The organism is Amylibacter sp. IMCC11727 (genome assembly GCF_029854195.1).
GTDB lineage: Bacteria > Pseudomonadota > Alphaproteobacteria > Rhodobacterales > Rhodobacteraceae > Amylibacter.
This window is the reverse complement of record NZ_CP122960.1, coordinates 2,035,940-2,056,602: the sequence shown is the minus strand read 5'-3', so window position 1 is coordinate 2,056,602 and position 20,663 is coordinate 2,035,940. Positions and strand designations below refer to the sequence as shown.

Sequence of the window (20,663 nt, the reverse complement as noted above, 5' to 3'; positions counted from 1 at the left end):
CCGATGCAGATTAGGACCGCGCGGCGTCGTCTAGTTTGAGCAACATATCAAGGATCACGCTCGACGGGTCAAGGTTTACTGCGCGAGCATGACCAACACGGGCGGACAGGTCTTGGGCCAGATCGGCCCAATTGCGTGCGGCGTGCGGCGTTGGTGCGAGTTTTGCAAGGGTTACGGATTCGTTTGGGGCGGCATCAGTCCACTGGTTTGGTTGCAGGGCTCCAAATCGCGCAAGGCGGGTCAGCAAAAGGTCGATCAGGTTGACAGTGACATCAAAGATTTCGGCATTTGCAGCCCCAGCGCATTTATCCGCGAGGGTCACGGCCGTGGCACGATCCAGCCCCGGTGCAGATTTGGCGAGTGTCACAAGCGCGGCGTAACGTTCCGCCCCATCTGACTGCGCCAGACGCAGAGCCGTTCCGACAGATCCGCCTGAAAGTTCAGCCGTGGCGTGGCTGTTGAGGTCTTCGTATCCTGCTTGCTGCAATGCCTCTGCCTGATCTTGGGCAGAAAGGCTGTTGCATCGTAAGTTGCGGCAGCGCGAGCGAATGGTGGGCAAGAGTTTCGCAGGTTGGTGGCTGATTAATAGGATGATGGTTTTTTCTGGTGGTTCTTCGAGCACCTTGAGGAGCGCATTGGCCGCTGAGGTGTTCATCTGATCCATGTCATCCACGATAGCCACGCGCCAGCCACCATCAGCGGCGGACAACGCGAAGAACGACTTTAGCTTACGCACTTCGTCCACGGTGATGTCTTTTTTCAGGCGCTTTGCCTTTTCATCCCACGGGCGGCGGCACAGAAACAGGCGTGGTTCACCAAGGGACATAGCGCGGCGTACTGCGGGATGGTTTTCATCAGGATCAAGGCTGGTCGGGGCAGGGGGGGCGCCAAACATGCTGTCCTGATCTGTATCGTTTTCGGGCTGTGCCAACAGAAATTTGGCGATGCGCCATGCAAGGGTGGCCTTGCCCACACCGCGTGGACCCGTGATGAGCCAAGCATGGTGCATTCGTGCGCTGTTGTAGGCATCAAGGAAACTGGCTTGGGCGCTGTCTTGACCTAACAATCGTAGGGTTTCGCGTGGATGCGGCGCACCTGCGGCCCGATCCGGTTCGGGAATGTCATCGCTTGTTAAAGGAGCCATGATTCAATCACAGTTTGAATGTCGCCAGACACGGTTGCTGGGGATTGATTGCCGTTAATGACATGACAGCGATTTGGGAATTGTTTGGCCAAGTCCAGAAAACCTTGGCGCAGGTCGATTTGAAATTGCAGGCCCATGTCTTCGAACCTGTCTTCGCCTGAATTGCGGGCCAAGCCACGATTAAGGGCGACTTTTGGGTCCATATCAATGATGAAGGTTAAATCCGGTTCACGCCCGATCATCAGGGTGTGCAATTGATCCACTGTGTCGCGCAAATCGGCACGAGCCACGCCCTGATAAACACGCGTACTGTCCGCGAACCGATCTGAAATGACGACTTTGCCGTCTGCCAAAGCGGGGGCAATGGTGCGTTCCAGATGGTCGCGCCGCGCGGCGGTGAACAACAGAATTTCCGTTTCTGGCGACCAGCGGCCCGGATCCCCTTCGACGAGCAAGCGGCGAATATCTTCGGCCCCTGTGCTGCCCCCTGGTTCACGGGTGTGAATGACACCATCGCCATAGTCGCGCATGAGGGTAGCAAGCAGGCGTGCTTGGGTGGATTTGCCCGAGCCATCAATGCCTTCGAACGTAATAAACAGACCTTTGGACACTAATTAAGGGCCTTCATCAGTTTGTCAGCCGAGACGCGCAAACGTTTCATTATGCCACCAGATTCTACATCGCTTGCCGCAAATACAGGGTAGCTTTGGGATGGCAAATCGGGGATTTCAATGTTCAACACGCCCAGTTCCGTGCCTTTTTTAATCGGGGCGGGGATAGGGCCGTCATACGTGACGCTCATTGTGATGCTGTCGCGCGAGGAATAAGGAACCAGCGCCGAAATATCATCGGCAACCTCCAACGCCACAGTGCTTGTCTCGCCCAGCCAGACCTCTGCCTGGGCGACGTTCTTTCCCGCTTTGATCAAGGTCTCCTGTGCGAATTGGCGAAAGGCCCAATTCATCAGGCGCTCTGCTTCAGGGGCGCGTTCGCCAGAGCTCTGTAAGCCGTTGATCATCAGGATCACACGACGATCCCCTTGACGTGCTGTGCCCACAAGACCGTAACCAGCTTCGGATGTGTGCCCCGTTTTAAGGCCATCTGCGCCAATGCCCAGACCCAAAAGCGGATTGCGGTTGGATTGCGTGATATCGGACCATGTGAAACTGCGTTCTTGGAAATAGCCGTAGTATTCAGGGAATTGCGTCATCAAGCGATTGGCCAGAGACACCAAATCACGGGCGCTCATGCGGTGATTTGGATCAGGCCAGCCTGTGGCATTGGCAAATGTGCTTTCGTTCATGCCAAGTTTGCGGGCGCGTGCCGTCATAATGCGGGCAAAATCGGCTTCGGACCCTGCAAGGTTTTCGGCCACAACGATGCAGGCATCATTGCCCGAATGCACGATGATCCCACGGATTAGGTTTTCCACACTGATCCGGTCCCCTTGTTTGACGAACATTTTCGAGCCGCCTTTTTCAGAGGCATTTTTTGACACGGTGAATTTTGTATCAAGGTTCACGCGGCCATCTTGCAAGGCTTCGAACAGCATATTCAAAGTCATCAATTTCGACATAGACGCAGGGGGCACGGGGCGATCTTCGTTTTTGGCGAGTAAGACTGTGCCGCTCGTTTGATCCATCACCAAGGCAGATGTGGCGATTGTGTCAAAGGCGGTGGCGGGCAGGGCGGCCAAAAGCCAAATCACAAAGCCCGTAAATAGATGTGCAAAGCGCATTGATTGCTCCGTTCAAGTTGCCCTGACTTTAGACAAGCGAAAGGAGCAATGGAAGAGCCTTAGCCCTTCACAAGATAGGCATCGGCAAAGCCTTGCCCCTTTACCATGCCAAGCAGCTGGCGCTGTTCGGTTGGTGTGGTGGCTGGGCCTGCAATGACGCGCCAGAATGTCTTGCCTTTGGATTCTGATTTCACCACAGTTGCGGGAATTCCGTTGGCTTGCATGGCTTTGGCGTTGGATTTCGCGTTGTTTTCAACACTGAAGAAACCGATCTGCACATATTTCGCGCCTTTGGCGGCGGTGGGTTTGGCCACAGGTTTTTCTGCTGGTTTTGCTTTGTTTTCCGCCGCTGCAACCGAGGCCAGAATTTGTGCCTGCAATGCAGCGTCATCGGATGCTGGAGCGTCCAAATCCGTAGCGGCGACAGTTTCGGTTACATTTGGTGTGACGTCTTCGGCCACAGGTGTTTCATTTACCGTTTCACGGCGCAGGGCCGTGACGCGCAGTTTGGTTGGTGTGCCCGCTTGCACACCCAATTCGGCAGCTGCATCGGATGACAGTTGCAACGCAGGACCAGGATTGGCGCGTTCGCGGCGGAACAGGGCACCGATCACAAATTTGTTGTTGGCTTCGTTGCGGATGATTACACGTTCAGGCTGTTTGCTGTCTGCGTGCGCAACCCAAACACCGCCCAATGACGGGCGACCATCCCAGAGCGCGTTTTCGTTCTTTTCAAACACTTCGGGGGCTTCGACGTCTCGCTCGACCAGTTTGATTTTGTTGCCTGCACCTGCGTTTGGTGCGCTTGTTTCGGCTTCTGCTGATTTGCCTTTGCCAAAGTTCAGTCCCTGAAACCCGTCTTCGCAGCCTGCCAAAACAAACCCTGCAACCAACAAAACGCCCACTTTGCCAGTGGATGAAAAAATCATACCGTTACCCATGAGACCTGTCTCCTGTACCGCGCATTTGGGACATCGATCTAACGCCGATTGATCCAAAACTGTCGCCTATGCTCTGCCTTTACTCCACTGTGTCGTGGATTTAGCCACACACTAACCACATTCAATGGTGTTTTGGAAGCCTGTTAATCGTCTGTGATCTATTTACCAGCGGTGTGTTGCTTAGCTGTGTTGCCCCCCATGTGATGCGCCTGTGGCAAAGAGGTGAATTTTTGCCAAAAAGAGGGTTGCAGTTTGGGTCCATCGCAATTACGAAAACCGAGCGAACGACAAGCACGCACCCAAAAAGCGGAGAGGTGGCAGAGTGGTCGAATGCGGCGGTCTTGAAAACCGTTGAGGTGAGAGCCTCCCAGGGTTCGAATCCCTGTCTCTCCGCCATTTTCCTTAAATTACGATGCGCTATCGGGCCTTTGGCCCAAAACCCTTTCAGGACGGTTTGTAATCCAGATAGACTTGTTGGGTTTTGATGTGATCCGCGACGAATTTTGCGTCGTGCCAAACGCCCCAGATAAAAGACGAACCACGGCGGGATTGCCATGGTAAGCCAAGAAAGTAGATGCCCTGCTGATCTGTGACGCCGCGTTTGTGTTGGGGCTTGCCTTGGGTGTCAAACACATCGGCGTCGAGCCAATCGTATTCTTGCACATAACCTGTGGCCCAGATGACGGTTTTGATACCTGCATCTTTCAGGTTCAGGGTGCGGATCGGATTGGTTAAGCAATCTGGATCAGGCCAGCTTTCACGTGCGCTCGGTTCAAGCGGTAAATCAAGACCGTTTCTGTCTACATATGCGTCTGCTTCGTCGAGGACAGAGAGGTAGTTTTTATCCCCATTGGCGATATTTTTCGCAAGGTCATCGGCGAAGTGCAAAACGCCATCTTCCACCGAACCTGTCATGCCGACAAGTTTCATCCCGCCCGCGGCAAAGCGGCGAAAATCGACGGTGCGGCCACCATTGGCTCCGCTAACCGCGATGGTCACATGTTCTGTGCCCGGACCTGGCGTTTGCATATCCCATTTGCCCAACACACCCAGCCACCAGACAAAATCTCGGTTGCGATAGGCACGCGGTGGTCGATCATGGGGACCAACAGACAGATAAACATCGCGACCAGAGGTCATCAACTCTTCTGCAATTTGTGCCCCTGATGATCCCGCGCCAACCACTAAAACACCGCCATCTGGTAGGACAGCGGGGTTTTTGTAAGCGTTTGAATGGATCTGCAGCAGATCGGGGTCTTCTGGAATTAGTTTAGGGAACACTGGTTTTTGAAACGGACCCGTAGCAGCGACGATGTTTTGAGCATGGATCGTCCCGTTTGTGGTTTCGATGTGATAGCCGTTGCCCCCCGCTACCGCCGCCGCTTTGATTACTTCGACGCCAGTGCGCAAGGGGGCGTTTATCATTTTGACGTATGCTTCGAAATAGTCGGCCACTTCGTCTTTGTTCGGAAAATCATCGGGGCCAGAAACGTTGAATTCCAAATTTGGAAAGCGATCATGCCACGCGGGACCGTTTGCAACGAGCGTATCCCAGCGGGCGGTGCGCCATCTTTCGGCGATGCGGTCTTTTTCAAGCACAATGTGCGAAATGCCCAAGTTCGACAGGTGTTCACTTGCGGCAATGCCTGCTTGGCCGCCACCAACAACAAGTGTGTTTATTTTTTCAACTGACATCACGGCGTCCTTTTCGCAGCTTACCCTTCTGTTTTTTTTTGAAAGGTTAGTGATTGTTCCGGGGAACGTGTTTCTGTGCGATGGATTGATATTTGGTGGAGTCGCGTAGGGTCATGCCTTCGGAAAAGGGTTCGACCAATTCGCGGAAATACTGTTGCCATGGGGATTGGCTGTCAGGGCTGGCATAACCACCTGCGGCTTCTAGGGCGGCGTGGCGCGTTGCGATTTCAGCGTCATCCACAAGCATGGTCACAGTGCAGGTGTTCAAATCAATACGCACGCGATCCCCGTTTTGCAAAATAGCAAGGTTGCCACCCGCGGCAGCCTCGGGGGAGGCGTTGAGGATTGATGGAGAGCCTGATGTGCCAGATTGACGGCCATCCCCGATGCAGGGCAGGGATGTTACACCCTGTTTCAACAAATAACTGGGTGCGCGCATGTTCACCACCTCGGCCCCGCCTGGATATCCCAATGGGCCAGCGCCACGCATGAACAGCATGGAATTTTCGGTAATACCAAGCGCGGGATCGTCGATGGTGGCATGGAATTGTTCAGGCCCGTCAAAAACAACGGCTGTGCCTTCGACTGCGTTGGGATCGTCGGGATTTTCCAGATACCGCGTGCGGAATTCTTCGGAAATGACAGAGGTTTTCATGATCGCGCTGTCAAAAATGTTGCCCGTCAGATTGATAAACCCTGCCGCATCGACCATGGGGGCGGACACAGGCCAAATCACATCGGTATTTTCGATTTCGACATCGGCGCAGTTTTCGGCCATGGTGCGGCCATTGGCTGTAACCACATCGGGATGAGGCAGCAGGCCAGCGCGGATCAGTTCGCCCGTCACAGCAGGCACGCCGCCTGCGCGGTGGTAATCTTCGCCAAGGTATTCCCCAGCGGGCTGCAGATTTACCATCAATGGAATTTTGTGACCTACGTTTTGCCAATCTTGATTGGTCAGGGAAACACCCAAGTGTTTGGCAATGCCGTTCAAATGGATGGGCGCATTGGTAGAGCCTCCAATGGCTGAATTGATGACAATTGCGTTTTCAAAGGCTTCGCGGGTCATGATGTCAGAGGGTTTCAGATCGTCCCAGACCATATCGACAATGCGCCGACCTGTTTGATAGGCCATTTGACCCCGTTCACGGTAAGGGGCGGGGATGGCCGCGGAACCTGGCATCTGCATGCCCAATGCTTCGGCCAAAGAGTTCATCGTGGTGGCGGTGCCCATTGTGTTGCAATAGCCTGTGGAGGGTGCGGAGGAGGCTACAAGTTCAACCATTTCCGCATCGTTAATTTCGCCTTTGGCGTGCAATTCGCGGGCTTTCCACATGATTGTGCCCGATCCCGTGCGCTTGCCTTTGTACCAGCCGTTGAGCATGGGGCCGACAGAAAGCGCGATTGCGGGGATGTTCACCGTGGCGGCGGCCATCAACAGGGCAGGAGTGGTTTTGTCACAGCCAATGTTCAGCACGACGCCGTCGATGGGATAACCAAACAGCGTTTCCACAAGCGAGAGATAAGCCAGGTTGCGATCCAGCATGGCGGTTGGGCGTTTACCCGTTTCTTGGATCGGGTGAACTGGAATCTCGATGACCGTTCCACCTGCCGCGATCACACCGTCGCGAACACGCTTGCTCAGTTCAATATGGTGGCGGTTACAGGGGCTTAGGTCACTGCCTGTTTGGGCAATCCCGATTATGGGTTTGCCAGAGGTCAATTCTTCGCGTGTTAGGCCATAGTTCAGATAGCGTTCCAGATACAGCGCGGTCATTTCCATATCATCTGGATTGTTAAACCAATCTTGGGAGCGCAGCTTGATCTGTTTTTTCTGTGTGGACACGGTGAAATTAACCTTTGAATTGGGGTTTGCGGTAGAGTGCCGCGATTGGTCGAATTGGTAAAGACTGGATTGACAAATCTGTGCAACAATCGAGCGAATAAATTCGCGCCTTGGCGTGTTGAATTCACAAGAGGCCAAATCGAGCCAGCCAATTAAAAGGAAAACAGCCATGTCTTCAGTATTGCGTAACTTTTCAGGCGTTACCGTTGCAATTGCTTTGTCTGCCAGCACAGCCTGGGCCGACACAACCACGCAAAATGCAGAACAACCCGTTGTAGAAGCAGAAACTGAACAGCCAGCATCCGAAAATGCGGAAACTATAACCGAAACAACCGAAACCACAGAAGAGGTGGTTGTTGCTGAAATAACTGGGGATGTGAAAAAGGGCAAAAAGGTTTTTAAGAAGTGCAAAGCCTGTCACAAAGTAAAAGAAGGCAAAAACGGTGCGGGGCCAACGCTTTATAAAATTATTGGCCGTGAGGCAGCTCAAATCGAAGGCTTCAAGTATTCCAAACCGATGCAAGAATCTGGTCTGACATGGGATGTTGAAACGCTGACCGCGTACTTGAAAGCACCTAAAAAGTTGGTGCCAGGCACGAGCATGTTGTTCAACGGTTTGAAGAAAGATAAAGACATTGAAAATCTGATCGCTTACTTGGATGACGCGTCCAAAGGCTAAAGCCAGATCACAGTTTAGACGAAAAAGGCCCAGCGCGATGCTGGGCCTTTTTTATTGGGGAGCAGAGAGGATTAGCTGTCTGCTTTTTTGTCCGCTTTTGCATTCAACGGGTCTTCTTGGCGCTGAACAGAGCCTTCGAAGTGTGCGCCGCTTTCAATAGCGATAGTTTTGTGGATGATGTCGCCTTCAACGCGGGCGCTGGAGGTCAGGCGAACCTTAAGACCACGCACGCGACCAATGATGCGACCGTTGACCACAACGTCGTCAGCAATGATTTCGCCTTCTACAGTGGCGCCTTCGCCAACTGTCAGCAAATGGGCGCGAATGTCGCCTTTGATTTTGCCTTCGATCTGGATGTCGCCAGTCGTTTTCAGGTTGCCTGTGATTGTCAGATCAGAAGACAATGAAGATGCAGGTGGCTTTGCTTTTGGTGGAGCCGCTGGTGTTGGCGCTGCAGAGCTTGCTGGCTTTGCCGCAGGTGTTGAAGCAGGTGGAGGTGTGGCCACTGGCTTGCTTGTATCCGCTGCGGGATCGGTTTTGTTTGTTTCGCTGATTTTGTTTTTAGAAAACATTTCTTGACGCCTTCATATATTTAGAGGGATTGACTGCATTTCCGTTGATGCGCACTTCGTAGTGAAGATGCACGCCGGTTGACCGGCCCGTGTTGCCCATATCACCAATTCGTTCCCCGCGCGAGACCCTTTGTCCCGCCTTGACCCGAATTCTGTTCAAATGAGCGTAGTAAGTTTCAAAGCCATTGATATGGCGGATTTTGATGAGTTTGCCATAGCCGCTTTGACGGCCTGCGAAAGTAACGACACCGTCCCCAGTTGCGACAATGGCAGTGCCGCGTGCGCCCGCGAGATCATGGCCTTTGTGCAATCGGCGTCCGCCGTTTTTGGGATCGCGGCGATAGCCGTACCCAGAGGTGTGGCGATATCCGCCGCGCACTGGGAAGGCGAGGGGCAGCTTTTCAACGGCCAGCTTGGCCAAGCCCACCCGATCGAGCCGTTCAAACAATTTCACAGTATCCGCAGAAAGCGCGGTTGCCGCATCACCCTTTGTAGAAATGGAAAGAGCCGTAAGCGGGCCGCCTGATCCAGAATAGCTTTTGCGCATGTCTTTGATAAGGGCATCAGTGTTCATGCCCGCGTTGCTCAGTGCTTTTTCCAAGGGGCCAAGCGTCACATTCACAGCCTGTTCCAGATTAGAAAAGATGCGGGCGTTTTGCTGTTGCTGCAACAGCTGTTCGTTCGACATTTTGGCCATTTGGCTGTAAAGTTCGGTGGCTGTTGTTTCCAGATTGTCGCGCTGTGCAACGGTGGATTTCAACGCGCGCGTCATATGTTCGAGCGTTTCTTCGTTATCCTGAGCGCCGCCGAGTTTGGTGCTGAGGCTGCCTGTTACGGCCTGCATTTCAGCGAGAATTGAATCTGATTGCTTTTGCGCCTGATCCCGCTCTTTGATCGCCGCTTGCAATTTCTTTTGCATAATATCGAGGCCAGTGGCCAATTCGCGGCGTTCTTCTTCGGCTTGGAGCAGTTCGCTTTGCTGTAAAGAAATCTGTTCAAGAGCGATGTAGAACCGATCTTGGGCGGTTTGCGTTTCAAGTGCCCGCTGATCGCGTTCTTGGGACAGTTCGTTCAAACGTGCCTCATAGGCGCGTTGCAACACTTCGGCTTGCTTGGTGTCAGAGCGTGCTGAGATGTGATCAATCAACAGGGCAGAGGTGGCAATAACGGACCAGCACACACCCACAGTAATCAACAAACCAGCGGTGGCTTGCATCAGCGGCGTAGCGCGGAAATACCGCGTGGTGCGCTCTGTGCGCATGTAAATGCGCTGTTCGGGCACATGGCGTGCCAAAAGAGCGTTTAATTTTTCAAACGGTCCAGTCATGGATTTTCCCTCTGCCTCTGAGCTCTTGTTACCCTGTTTCGGGACCTTTTCGGCTTCTTTAAGAACGCTCAAGTGGTCTACAAAACCTTAACGCGAGAGGCAAGAAAATCCTGCCAAACGGGCAATAAACCGCGCATTTAGCAGGGTAATTGAACAACAGAGCCCCTTATTGCACTGCCATTGGCCAGTAAAAGTCGAGCGGAATACCTGCTTCGGCGCGTTTTTCATCGTTGAAAGGGGGCTTTAAGCCTCCATGGAAATAGTGTTCCACAAGGCGGTGAAATTCCTCTTTTGGATCGGCATTGTGACGGCCGCACAGAAAATGGAACCACTTGGAGCCATAGGCCACATGCCCGACTTCTTCGGCATAAATGATCTCAAGTGCGGCGACGGTTTCGGTGTCTTTAAGCGATTTGAACTGCTGGATCATGCCCGGTGTGACGTCGAGCCCGCGGGCCTCTAGCACCATGGGGACAATGGCAAGGCGGCCCATGAAATCGGTCGCGGTGTCTTGGGCTGCGCGCCACATGCCAGCATGAGCGGGTAAAGCACCGTAGTGGGACCCCATGGCTTCAAGACGGTCACATAACAGATTGAAATGTTTGCTTTCTTCATCTGCTGCCTTCACCCAATCGTCGTAGTATCCAATGGGCATCTCCGTCTGTGCAAACCGAGGAATGATGTCCCAATGCAGGTCTACCGCGTTCAATTCGATATGGGCAACAGCATGGATAAGCGCGATGCGCCCTGCCTCTGATCCTAAACGGCGGCGTGGGACTTCGTTCGGGGGCAAAAGTTCTGGTGTTGCTGGGCGCGCAGGCACGTCGGGTGGGGTGCTGTTGCCAATGGCCAGCGGGGTGCCTGCCTCTTTCATTTCAAACCACAGCGCCGCCGCAGCATGGGATTTCGCGGTTTTTTCGCGCCCATCAGCGGTGGTAAGTACGTCACAGGCCAGTTCTGTTAGGGTTGGTTGGGTCACGTGGGTTGCACCGCGTCTAACACCGCTTCGACGTGGCCTGGTACTTTGACCTTACGCCATGCGTGGGTAATGACCCCTTCGCCGTCGATGATAAAGGTGGCCCGTTCAATGCCCATGTATTTTTTGCCATACATGTTTTTTTCAACCCAGACGCCAAAGTCTTCGCACAGTGTCCCGTTTTCATCGCTGATCAATGGGATGCCAAGGTCATGTTTTGCAACGAATTTAACGTGACTTTTTACGCTGTCTTTGGACACGCCGACAATCTCTGCACCTGCATCCTGAAACGCGGTCAGATGTTCGGTAAAGCCGATGCTTTCTTTGGTACATCCAGGGGTGTCATCACGCGGATAAAAATACAAAACCAGCGTTTTGCCTGCATAATCCGCGAGCGATACAGTTCCACCACCATCGCGCGGCAGAGTAAAGTTAGGCGATTTTTCTCCGATTTCGGGCATTTGTCCCCCTCCAGTGACGAAAAATTGTTAAAGAACACCTATGGTGCTGTTGGCTTCTATCCTAAATAGGGTGCAACGGCAGAGTTCAAGCGCGGAATGCGCAAGGCTTTGAACAATACGGGCGGAGACGTTTTGATCTGGATAAGACACTGTTTGGTGGCCTTGTTGGCCATGTTGATGGCGGGCATCGTTCTGACGGTGCTGGCCATTGGTGTCGTGACGATCCTGTTGCAGCGCGGACCCCTAGAGCTGCCGCAGCTTCATGCAATGGTCGAAGACCGATTAAATGCCCAATTGTCGAACCATGATATGCAAATCGGCAGTATCGCGTTGGCATCAAGCGACACGGGTGTCGGGAATTACGTTTTGCTGAGCGATGTATCTGTGCTGGATGAAACAGGCGCGTCATTAATCACAGTATCAGAGGTGCGCACCCGATTATCTCTGCTGGATCTGGTTTCAGGGCAGATATCGCCCGAAGACGTTGCCATTGTTGGGACGGAACTGTCGCTGGAGCGGGATGAAACTGGTGCGATAAGTTTGTTTGGTTCGCAAGGGACAATGGCGAAGGGTGAAAACGTATTGCAGCTGTTGGATGCGTTGGAAGATCAGCGCGAATTGTCTTTGTTAAAAAACGTGGAATTGGAAAACACGCGGGTTCGGTTTGAAGATCAAATTACCAAACGGGGCTGGGTGCTAGACAATTCCAAACTGACAATTGAACGAGAAGGTGACACCGTATCTGGCCGTGCGGTGTTGGAACTGGGGCAAGAAGACGGAAAAGACCTATCGCCTGCATCCATGATCCTAAGCGCGAATTATCTGCTCGGGTCCGAAGCGGCATCCGTTTCGTTTCAGTTTTCTGATGCGTCGCCCGAAGAGATTGCGGATTTGTTTCAAGCGTTTGATTGGCTGCGCAATTTTGACACGCGCCTGTCTGGGTCCGTGCGGGCTGAATTTGCGGGGGACGGCAAACTGGGCAATTTGCACGGCGTATTGGAATTGGCCGAAGGGAAAGTGGCCCAAACTCCTGCGAGCCAGCCCATCACCTTTAGCACGGCTAAAGTGTATTTCGATTATGATCCTGAAACGGACGCCCTTAATCTCGAACAAGTGGATTTAAAAACCAGCTCGGGGTCCGTCATCGCAGGTGGTTTTGTAGAATTGCAGCGCGGGCCTGACGGTGTGGTGAAGTCCATGGCAGGGCAGTTGCGCGCGCGTGATATTGTGATTGAGCGACCCGACCTGTTTGATGACACGCTGACCTTAAACGAAGCTGCGCTTGATGCGCGTTTGTCGTTTTCACCTTTGAAAGTCGAAGTGGGGCGATTGACTGTTTTTGACGGGGACAGCGTGGTCAAGATCGCTGGATCATCAAAGGCGGGACAGGATTTTTGGACAAACAGCTATGACATTGATCTGAACAAAATTACCGCTGCGCGGCTGAAACAGCTTTGGCCCAAACCTGTGGTGCATAAAACGCGCAAATGGGTGGTCAAAAACATCTTTGAAGGCACCTTCAAAGATATTTCTGGCGGCTTTCGAAGCAAAGACGGCAAACCGAATTACGCGTTTAATTTCAATGTGAATGACGCGAATTTTAATTTTCTGAACACGATGCCACATTTGCAAGACGGGGCTGGGTTTGGATATCTGACAGAAATTGACCTGCGCATTGACCTGAGCGCCGGCCACGTGATTGCTGCCAATGGGGGCCAGGTGGATATTGCAGGATCAAGCATCTTTATCCCCGATACCGATATCCGCCCAACACCAGGCGAAATAACACTGCATGCCAAAGGCGGCATCGAGGCGGCTTTGGAATTGCTGAATGTGGAAAAGTTCCGTTTCTTGGACAAGGTTGGCTTGACGCCAAAACTCGGCCAAGGGGCCGTGTCTTTGAGCGGGTGGTTCAAACTGCCATTGTCTAAGGACACCAGAACGCAGGATGTGAAATTGGCGGTTCAGGCGGAACTGTTGAACGTGAAATCCACGACTCTGATCAAGGACCGAACGCTGACTTCGCGCAAATTGTTGGCAAATGTGACCCATGATGGCGTTGAAATTGCAGGGGACGTTTTGTTCGATGCCGTGCCCGTGTCTGCCAAATGGGCACAATCGTTCAATCAGGGGGCCAAGCAAAGCACAGTCGCGGCAAAACTGGATTTGAATGCGAAAAATCTGACAGCGCTTGGCATTATTTTACCCAAAGGAACCGTTTCAGGGGCCGCCCCTGCGCAGATGGATATCACGCTCAATCGCGGTTCGGATCCGAAATTCACCCTGACCAGCGATTTGGTCGGGGCAACGATGCAAATTCCAGCCCTTGGATGGTTGAAACCCGCGCGCACCCGTGGGCTGTTCCGCGTGGACGGGACGCTGGGGGATCGCATTGATATCGGTGATCTGGTGCTAGACGCAAACGGACTCAATGCGCGGGGAACGGTTGATCTGAATGCGGACAATACGTTGCAACGTGCGAGGTTCAGCACCGTTGATGTGGGCAAATGGCTTAGCACCTCGGCTGTGTTAACCCCGCAAGCAGGTGGGCGCACGCGGATCACAGTGTCTGGCGGCACGGCTGACCTACGATTTATGGGGGATAACGGCGGCTCTGGTGAAACGGGATCGGGCGCAACCACGATTGATCTTCAATTGGATCGTGTGCGTGTGACGAACGATTTGTCGCTGACGAATTTCAAAGGAAAGCTAAACACCAAAGCGGGTTTGCGCGGCACCTTTGTAGGGCGGGTGAATGGCCGTTCATGGGTGAATGGCCAGTTGTTCCCACAGCGCCACGGGACGGCGATTGAATTGGCAAGTTCAGATGCAGGGGGTGTTATGTCATCTGCGGGCTTATTGACCAACGCTCGCGATGGCGCGTTGCGAGTTGTTTTGATCCCCAAAGCAGGGGACGGCAACTACGATGGTACATTGGATGTGAAGCGCACTCGCATCAAAGACGCCTCTGCGATGGCGGCATTGCTGAACGGAATTTCATTGATCGGTGCATTGCAGCAATTGGAAGGCGAAGGCATCCATTTCAACACCATCGAAGGGCAATTTAAAATCCGTGGCAACGGCGTAAAGCTGGAAAACATCAGTGCCGTAGGCCCATCTATCGGTATGACACTTGATGGGTGGTATGACACCAAAAACAAGTCGGTCAATTTTGAAGGCGTGGTGACGCCACTGTATGTGGTGAATGGTGTGTTTGAACGACTTTTCGGGCAACTCGTGGGGCGCAGAAAAGGCGAAGGTATGTTCAGCTTTACCTATCGGATGCGCGGCCCTGCAAGCCAGCCCAAGGTGGGTGTGAACCCACTTTCAATCCTGACGCCTGGGGCATTTCGTGAAATTTTCCGCCAAAAAGCGCCAACACCGCCTTCCTAGCACCGAAATCCTCTTGCAGAGATTTTGTGAATTGGGCACTGGGCACACATGAACCTGTCAGATTTCGATTTCCACCTTCCAGAAGAGCTGATCGCGCTACGCCCAGCAAAACCGCGTCGCGCGTCACGTTTGTTGGTTGCGCAGGATGGGGCATTGCAGGATCAGCAATTCTTTGAGTTGCCCAATTTTTTGCGCGCAGGGGACCGGTTGGTGCTGAACGACACCAAAGTGATCCCTGCACGCCTGCAAGGGCAGCGCCGCCGCATGTCTGATCAAGGCGAGACTTTTGCAAAGGTCGAAGTCACGCTTTTATCAATGGACGGGCAGGGCGATTGGCTGGCGCTTGCGAAACCGGGGCGTCGTGTCAAAGATGGAGAAACCATTGTCTTTTCGGATGCGTTACACGCAGAAGTTTTAGGCAAAGGATCAGACGGTATCCGATTGCGATTTTCGCTGAGCGGCCCTGCGTTTGAGGACGCGTTGAACGGTTTAGGTCAAATGCCGTTGCCCCCTTATATCGCCGCGAAACGGGCGGCGGATGCACAGGATGCGCAAGATTATCAGACCGTTTTTGCACAGCATTCTGGTGCTGTGGCTGCGCCAACGGCATCCTTGCATTTCGATGAAACCGTGTTGGACGCCTTGGCTCTGATGGGGGTGACCTTTAGCAAAGTCACCTTACACGTGGGGGCGGGAACGTTTTTGCCTGTGAAAACCGATGATGTGTCAGACCATAAAATGCACGCGGAATGGGGGCGGGTTGACGACATTGCTGCTGCCGAGATTGCGCAGACCAAGGCAGACGGTGGGCGCGTGATCCCTGTTGGAACAACGGCGCTGCGGTTGCTTGAAACGGCGGCGCAGGGCTCTGGCGAGATCACACCGTGGGTAGGGGAGACCGATATATTCATCAAGCCAGGGTTTGTCTTTAATGTAGCTGACGGGTTGATCACAAATTTCCACCTGCCGAAATCCACACTGATGATGTTGGTCAGCGCGTTAATGGGAACGCAACGGATCAAAGATATTTATGCTCATGCAATCGCACAGGACTATCGGTTTTTTTCCTATGGTGACAGCTCTTTGCTGATCCCAGAAATGTCATAAACGGCACTGTTGGGTCGCGTTTGAAACGCATGAACCTGTGCGAATCTCCTAAGGGTGGTTTGAGGCCGTTTAAAATTTTTCACAGTCGCAGTACAAAAGACATGCGGATGGCCGTGGTTAACACAAACGCAATAGACGCATAACGGAGTCGTCACATGGGTTACGTTCTTAAAAGCTCTTGGGCTCTGTTGCTCGGAATGTTTTTGCTAATGCTGGGCAACGGTGTGCAGGGCACGTTGCTGGGTATTCGGGGTTCGCTCGAAGGTTTTAGCGCGGGCAGCATGTCGTTAATCATGTCTGGCTATTTCATCGGCTTTTTGGGGGGCTCGCGCATTGCGCCCACTCTGATCCGCAATGTTGGGCATGTGCGTGTTTTTGCAGCGCTAGCGTCTTTTGTATCGGCTGCGCTGATTCTCTATGCGGCGTTGCCCAATGAAATTGTCTGGTTTTTGCTGCGTATTCTGGTGGGGTTCTGTTTTTCGGGGATTTATGTGGTGGCCGAAAGCTGGCTGAACGACAGCTCCACCAATGAAACCCGCGGCCAAGCCTTGTCCGCCTATTTGATCGTGCAAATGATGGGCATTGTGATGGCGCAATGGCTGTTGAACTTTGCCGATGCGGGCGGATTTATCCTGTTTATCATCATTTCGGTTGCGGTGTCTTTGTCGTTTGCGCCGATTTTGCTGTCTGTCAGCCCAGCGCCTGTGTTTCAAACAACAAAGCCAATGAGCCTGAAGGAACTGTATGTGGCATCGCCCCTTGGTGTGGTCGGTATCTTTTTCCTTGGCGGGATCTTTGCGGCCCTGTTTGGCATGACCTCCGTTTACGGCACGGAAAAAGGCATGTCTGTCGGTGAGATTTCGATTTTTGTGGGGATCATCTATGTGGGCGGGATGCTGTTGCAATACCCAATCGGGTGGATGTCGGATCGGATGGATCGCCGTTTGCTGATCATCGGCATTACGGTATTTGGTGGTGTGGCCTGCCTTGTTGCCTTTACCTCAGCGAGCAGTCTGACGATTTTGCTGGTGTGTAGCTTTATCATCGGGGGGGTGGCCAATCCGCTGTATTCTCTGTTGTTGGCCTATACCAATGACTTTTTGGATCATGATGATATGGCGGCGGCGTCTGGCGGTTTGATCTTTATCAACGGGATTGGTGCCATTGCAGGCCCATTGGTTGTGGGTTGGATGATGGGACAATTCGGCCCTGATAGTTTCTTCCTTTATATTGCGCTGTTGCTGTTTGTGACGTCGATTTACGCGTTCTACCGAACCTTCCAACGTCAGGCTCCAAGCGTGGACGATACCGCGTCTTATCAACCAGTTTTTGCGACGGCATCGCCTGTTGCGGTTGAGGTGGCACAAGAGCTGTCGATTGAAATGGAGCTGGAAGCAGAAGAAGATGAAAGCGCCGCAGAAGCGCCTTGAGGCGCTTCTTTTTCAATTCTGTTTCCCTTGTGGCGTTCATGTTGGTGGACGTGTCACCACTTTCGGGCCGTTAGCAAAACGCCTTTGCTTGTGGTGAACCGCGAACCGCTGTTGATCACGTTTTCTGGTGCAAGCGCAACAAATGGTAACTTTAACGCTAACATTTTAAAATTTTATTAAATAACTGTTGACCTGCGTTACGCTACGGCACAACGCTGTTCTTATACTTTGGGGGCTCTTTGTCGGAGGATATAATGGACAAAGCGCAAGCGATTATTGAGTTTTGGGTTGATGAAGTTGGCCCACAAGGGTGGTATCAAGGCACGGATGCTTTGGATCAATCTATTCGTGATAAATTCATGTCAGATTGGGAAGCGGCCAAAGCGGGTGACTACGATGGGTGGGCCCGATGCCCAAGAAAATCACTGGCTTTGCTGATCCTGCTGGATCAATTTCCACGCAACATGTTTCGCGATGATCCACGGGCGTTTTCAACGGATAAGAAAGCCCGTGAAGTGGCGAACCTGGCAATCGAGCAGGGGTACGATCAGCGCACGGATGAGCCGCAACGCCAGTTTTATTACTTGCCGTTCATGCACTCCGAATGCTTGCAACACCAAGAACGATGTGTGCGACTGATCAAAAACCGTATGTCGGAGTCTGGTGGCAGCAATTTGTTGCACGCCAAAGTCCACCGCGAGGTCATCCGCAAATTTGGCCGTTTCCCTTATCGCAATGATGCTTTGGGGCGCAGCAACACATCCCAAGAACAAAAGTTCATGGACGATGGTGGATACGGTAAAATTACGCAGGATATGCAAAAAGCCGCTTAAGGTTGGGGCTGGCGCATAATTGCTATGCGTCGGTTGCCCTTGCGACTTTGTCTGAAATAGCGCATTCTTATAGATAGTTCAACGTTGAACCAATTTCTAAGAGGATGCTATGGCTGATACGCAATTTGACATGATCGTTATTGGGGCAGGGCCAGGCGGCTATGTCAGCGCCATTCGCGGTGCGCAAAATGGGTTGAAAGTTGCGGTTGTTGAACGCGAGCATTTGGGCGGTATTTGTTTGAATTGGGGCTGTATTCCCACAAAAGCTTTATTGCGCTCCTCAGAAGTGTTTCACCTGATGGAACGGGCCAAGGACTTTGGCCTGACTGCAGATAAATTTGGCTATGATCTTGATGCGGTGGTGGCGCGATCCCGCGGTGTGGCCAAGCAGCTTTCGGGCGGTGTGGGCCATCTGCTGAAAAAGAATAAGGTGACGGTTGTCATGGGGGCTGCAACGCTCGCTGGAAACGGCAAGGTCACAGTTAAGACGGACAAAGGCGAAGAATCCATCTCCGCAAAATCCATCGTTTTGGCCACAGGGGCGCGGGCACGGGAGCTGCCAGGGCTTGAGGCGGATGGCGATTTGGTCTGGACCTACAAACACGCATTAAACCCGCCACGGATGCCAAAAAAACTGTTGGTGATTGGATCGGGTGCAATCGGCATTGAATTTGCCAGTTTTTACAACACGCTTGGCACAGATACGACTGTGGTTGAGGTGATGGATCGTGTGTTGCCCGTAGAAGATGCAGAGATTTCCAAACTGGCGAAGAAGCAGTTTGAAAAACAAGGCATGACCATCATGGAGAAATCCACGGTGAAAAAGCTGGATCGTGCCAAGGGCAAAGTCACAGCGCATATCGAAGTCAAAGGCAAAGTGGAAAAGTTGGAGTTTGACACGGTCATTTCTGCGGTCGGGATTGTGGGCAATGTCGAAGGGCTCGGCCTGGAAGAGCATGGCATCAAAGTGGATCGCACCCATGTGATTACGGATGAATACTGCCGCACAGATGCCAAAGGTGTGTTTGCCATCGGCGATATTGCTGGTGCGCCGTGGTTGGCCCACAAAGCCAGCCATGAGGGTGTGATGGTGGCAGATTTGGTGGCCGGCAAAAAGGCCCATCCCGTGAAGCCGGACAGCATCGCAGGCTGTACCTACTGTCACCCGCAAGTGGCGAGCGTTGGTATGACAGAAGCGCAGGCCAAAGAGGCGGGTTTAGATATTAAAGTGGGTCGTTTTCCCTTTATTGGCAACGGCAAAGCCATCGCGCTTGGCGAGCCAGAGGGTTTGGTGAAAACCATCTTTGATGCCAAAACAGGCGAATTGCTTGGTGCGCATATGATTGGTGCCGAAGTGACAGAGCTGATCCAAGGCTATGTGATTGGGCGTCAGCTTGAAACCACTGAGCAAGATTTGATGGAAACGGTATTCCCGCATCCAACATTGTCTGAAATGATGCACGAAAGTGTTTTGGATGCCTATGGCGGCGCAATCCACTTTTAACCGAAAACCAAAGGCTTCCCTATGCGTGATCTGAAAATCTCCGCCCAGCGCCACCCTGAAAAGGCGCGCAAGCCAGACAATGCGCAACCGCGCAAACCCGATTGGATCAGGGTCAAAGCGCCCACATCTAAAGGGTATTTTGAAACCCGCGATATCATGCGCGAAAACAAACTGGTGACCGTCTGCGAAGAAGCGGGCTGTCCGAATGTGGGGGAATGCTGGTCCCAAGGGCACGCCACAATGATGATCATGGGCGAGGTTTGTACGCGGGCCTGTACGTTCTGTAACATCGCAACGGGGAAACCGCCCGAAGCTTTGGACGTGTTTGAACCGGGCCGTGTAGCCGCAGCGGTGAAAAAGTTGGGTCTGAACCATGTGGTGATCACATCTGTAGACCGCGATGATGTGGCCGATGGCGGCGCAGAGCATTTTGCCCAAACCATACGAGCGGTTCGCAAACAATCCCCAGACACGACAATCGAAATTCTGACGCCCGATTTCATTCGCTGCGATGACAGCGCCTTAGAAGTCGTGGTGGAAGCGCGCCCAGACGTGTTCAACCATAACCTTGAAACGGTTCCGGGGCTTTACCCCGAAGTGCGCCCTGGTGCGCGGTATTTCCATTCCCTGCGCCTGTTGCAACGGGTCAAGGAACTCGATCCTTCAATGTTTACCAAATCTGGTATCATGGTGGGTTTGGGCGAAGACAAACAATCCGTCATTCAGGTGATGGATGACATGCGGGCGGCCAACATTGATTTCATGACCATTGGCCAATATCTGCAACCGACCCCCAAACACCATGCTTTGGATCGGTTTGTAACGCCCGAAGAATTCGCATCCTACGAAAAAGCGGCTTATGGCAAAGGGTTCCTGATGGTGTCCGCCACGCCGCTGACGCGTTCGTCCTATCACGCGGGGGATGACTTTGCGCGTTTGCGCGATGCACGGATGAAGGCGTTGGGCCGCGCTTAGGCGAGCCGCCTTTAGGTTTCTTTGTTCTAAAAATACTCAAAA

The 20,663-nt window shown here is 52.9% G+C and carries 17 protein-coding genes and 1 tRNA gene; 8 read left to right on the top strand and 10 right to left on the bottom strand.

Annotation, left to right across the window (positions count from 1 at the left end; genetic code table 11):
- Window positions 1-10: 10 nt before the first annotated feature.
- Genes QBD29_RS10380 through QBD29_RS10365 form a run of 4 tightly spaced genes read right to left on the bottom strand, consistent with a single transcriptional unit; the run spans window position 11 to window position 3,823 of the window.
- Window positions 11-1,144 carry a DNA polymerase III subunit delta' gene (locus tag QBD29_RS10380; RefSeq protein ID WP_280098023.1) on the bottom strand — a complete coding sequence of 378 codons (1,134 nt, stop codon included), beginning with the start codon at window positions 1,142-1,144 and terminating at the stop codon, window positions 11-13.
- Window positions 1,132-1,755 carry a dTMP kinase gene (tmk, locus tag QBD29_RS10375; RefSeq protein WP_280098022.1) on the bottom strand — a complete coding sequence of 208 codons (624 nt, stop codon included), beginning with the start codon at window positions 1,753-1,755 and terminating at the stop codon, window positions 1,132-1,134. Before tmk ends, QBD29_RS10380 begins: the two co-directional genes overlap by 13 nt.
- Window positions 1,755-2,882 carry a D-alanyl-D-alanine carboxypeptidase family protein gene (locus QBD29_RS10370; RefSeq protein ID WP_280098021.1) on the bottom strand — a complete coding sequence of 376 codons (1,128 nt, stop codon included), beginning with the start codon at window positions 2,880-2,882 and terminating at the stop codon, window positions 1,755-1,757. The genes tmk and QBD29_RS10370 overlap by 1 nt, the downstream gene beginning before the upstream one ends.
- A 59-nt stretch (window positions 2,883-2,941) precedes the next feature.
- Window positions 2,942-3,823, bottom strand: coding sequence for an SPOR domain-containing protein (locus tag QBD29_RS10365; RefSeq protein WP_280098020.1), 882 nt, complete (start codon window positions 3,821-3,823; stop codon window positions 2,942-2,944).
- 308 nt (window positions 3,824-4,131) lie between these two features.
- Between QBD29_RS10365 and QBD29_RS10360 the strand changes: the two genes are divergently transcribed.
- Window positions 4,132-4,219 (top strand) — tRNA-Ser (locus QBD29_RS10360).
- Window positions 4,220-4,267: 48 nt separating this feature from the next.
- Here QBD29_RS10360 and QBD29_RS10355 read toward each other — a convergent pair.
- Both QBD29_RS10355 and QBD29_RS10350 read right to left on the bottom strand, forming a co-directional pair.
- Window positions 4,268-5,518 (bottom strand): NAD(P)/FAD-dependent oxidoreductase, encoded by a 1,251-nt coding sequence (locus QBD29_RS10355; protein ID WP_280098019.1) that lies wholly within the window; start codon window positions 5,516-5,518, stop codon window positions 4,268-4,270.
- 46 nt (window positions 5,519-5,564) lie between these two features.
- The gene (locus QBD29_RS10350; protein WP_280098018.1) at window positions 5,565-7,364 is read right to left on the bottom strand and encodes an IlvD/Edd family dehydratase; all 1,800 of its coding nucleotides are present in this window, start codon (window positions 7,362-7,364) and stop codon (window positions 5,565-5,567) included.
- Window positions 7,365-7,533: 169 nt separating this feature from the next.
- On the opposite strand from QBD29_RS10350, the gene QBD29_RS10345 reads away from it, so the two are divergent.
- Window positions 7,534-8,043: a c-type cytochrome gene (locus QBD29_RS10345; protein ID WP_280098017.1), complete on the top strand. Its 510-nt coding sequence runs from the start codon at window positions 7,534-7,536 to the stop codon at window positions 8,041-8,043.
- A 71-nt stretch (window positions 8,044-8,114) separates the two neighbouring features.
- On the opposite strand, the gene QBD29_RS10340 is transcribed toward QBD29_RS10345, so the two are convergent.
- From QBD29_RS10340 to QBD29_RS10325, 4 genes are all read right to left on the bottom strand, one after another.
- Entirely contained in the window at window positions 8,115-8,615 is a 501-nt protein-coding gene (locus tag QBD29_RS10340) for a polymer-forming cytoskeletal protein (protein WP_280098016.1), read from the bottom strand.
- Entirely contained in the window at window positions 8,605-9,942 is a 1,338-nt protein-coding gene (locus QBD29_RS10335) for a DUF5930 domain-containing protein (protein WP_280098015.1), read from the bottom strand. Before QBD29_RS10335 ends, QBD29_RS10340 begins: the two co-directional genes overlap by 11 nt.
- A 166-nt stretch (window positions 9,943-10,108) precedes the next feature.
- Window positions 10,109-10,921 carry a ferritin-like domain-containing protein gene (locus tag QBD29_RS10330; protein ID WP_280098014.1) on the bottom strand — a complete coding sequence of 271 codons (813 nt, stop codon included), beginning with the start codon at window positions 10,919-10,921 and terminating at the stop codon, window positions 10,109-10,111.
- Window positions 10,918-11,379: a peroxiredoxin gene (locus tag QBD29_RS10325; RefSeq protein WP_280098013.1), complete on the bottom strand. Its 462-nt coding sequence runs from the start codon at window positions 11,377-11,379 to the stop codon at window positions 10,918-10,920. The genes QBD29_RS10330 and QBD29_RS10325 overlap by 4 nt, the downstream gene beginning before the upstream one ends.
- A 132-nt stretch (window positions 11,380-11,511) precedes the next feature.
- Between QBD29_RS10325 and QBD29_RS10320 the strand changes: the two genes are divergently transcribed.
- The 6 genes from QBD29_RS10320 (at window position 11,512) to lipA (ending at window position 20,621) form a co-directional block, all read left to right on the top strand.
- Window positions 11,512-14,772, top strand: a complete 3,261-nt coding sequence (locus tag QBD29_RS10320) for an AsmA-like C-terminal region-containing protein (RefSeq protein ID WP_280098012.1) — start codon at window positions 11,512-11,514, stop codon at window positions 14,770-14,772.
- 48 nt (window positions 14,773-14,820) lie between these two features.
- Entirely contained in the window at window positions 14,821-15,879 is a 1,059-nt protein-coding gene (queA, locus tag QBD29_RS10315) for a tRNA preQ1(34) S-adenosylmethionine ribosyltransferase-isomerase QueA (protein ID WP_280098011.1), read from the top strand.
- A gap of 155 nt (window positions 15,880-16,034) precedes the next feature.
- The gene (locus QBD29_RS10310) at window positions 16,035-17,309 is read left to right on the top strand and encodes an MFS transporter (protein ID WP_280098010.1); all 1,275 of its coding nucleotides are present in this window, start codon (window positions 16,035-16,037) and stop codon (window positions 17,307-17,309) included.
- Window positions 17,310-17,563: 254 nt separating this feature from the next.
- On the top strand, window positions 17,564-18,142 hold the full coding sequence (locus QBD29_RS10305; protein WP_280098009.1) for a DUF924 family protein: 579 nt from the start codon (window positions 17,564-17,566) through the stop codon (window positions 18,140-18,142).
- A gap of 109 nt (window positions 18,143-18,251) precedes the next feature.
- Window positions 18,252-19,646: a dihydrolipoyl dehydrogenase gene (lpdA, locus tag QBD29_RS10300; RefSeq protein WP_280098008.1), complete on the top strand. Its 1,395-nt coding sequence runs from the start codon at window positions 18,252-18,254 to the stop codon at window positions 19,644-19,646.
- Between the two features lie 21 nt (window positions 19,647-19,667).
- Window positions 19,668-20,621: a lipoyl synthase gene (gene lipA, locus QBD29_RS10295; RefSeq protein WP_280098007.1), complete on the top strand. Its 954-nt coding sequence runs from the start codon at window positions 19,668-19,670 to the stop codon at window positions 20,619-20,621.
- Window positions 20,622-20,663: the final 42 nt, after the last annotated feature.